Genomic DNA, 311 nt, shown 5'->3' with positions numbered 1-311 from the left:
TTTCACGATTCGGCATGCGTAAAACTCTACCTATGAACGACAATCTGCGCCTTCGACAAGATTGAAGAAACCGACTCCGGTGATGCTCCACGAGGCTGGAACGCTTCTAACTACCATTGAGAGCCATGAGTGAAAACGTCTATGTGCGCTATCTCAATGGCCCGCTCCAGTGGCTGGGAATCGTTATTGGCCTCGCTGTTGTAGCAGCGCTTCTGCCAACAATGGTTAATTCCACGTGGATAGCTATCCTTTTTGGCGCATTGGTTATCGCGGCAACGTTGGCCTGCATTGTGATGCGGGTGAAGATCATC

The 311-nt window shown here is 50.5% G+C and carries 1 pseudogene; it reads left to right on the top strand.

Features of this window, described 5'->3' with window-relative positions:
* Nucleotides 1-125 precede the first annotated feature (125 nt).
* A pseudogene (locus HMPREF2875_RS09570) lies at nt 126-311 on the top strand (hypothetical protein); the annotation flags it as partial.

The organism is Corynebacterium sp. HMSC078H07 (assembly GCF_001812805.1).
In the GTDB taxonomy this organism is placed as follows: Bacteria; Actinomycetota; Actinomycetes; order Mycobacteriales; family Mycobacteriaceae; genus Corynebacterium.
Note: the sequence above shows the minus strand (reverse complement) of the source record. Positions and strands in the feature narration are given on the sequence as shown.